Genomic DNA, 278 nt, shown 5'->3' with positions numbered 1-278 from the left:
AGGCAACCGGGCTTTTCGAGGCCCTCGCCACCCATATCACCGAAAAACGCAAGACCTCCCAGGTGGTGATCGCCAGCTGGTCCGAGGGCGCGCGCGAACGGCTCCGCGGGCTGCTGGAGGACCAGGACCTGTCCGGGCTGACCGAGATCGCGCGCCTGTCGGACATCCCCGAGGGCACCGGCGGCGTCCACCTTCTGGTCTGGGCGCTGGACGAAGGTTTCGAGGGGCCCGACCACCGGAGCACACGCCTGACGGTGATCTCCGAACAGGACGTGCTC

1 protein-coding gene is annotated in these 278 nt (G+C 68.3%); it reads left to right on the top strand.

What is annotated here, in order from left to right; translation table 11 throughout:
* Positions 1-278 (top strand): hypothetical protein (locus E0702_RS17135; protein ID WP_132045742.1); only part of this gene is annotated, 278 nt, incomplete at both ends.

It is taken from the genome of Halomonas marinisediminis (assembly GCF_004347715.1).
Taxonomy (GTDB): domain Bacteria; phylum Pseudomonadota; class Gammaproteobacteria; order Pseudomonadales; family Halomonadaceae; genus Halomonas; species Halomonas icarae.
The sequence above is the reverse complement of the archived record's forward strand: the minus strand, read 5'-3'. Positions and strand labels throughout refer to the sequence as shown.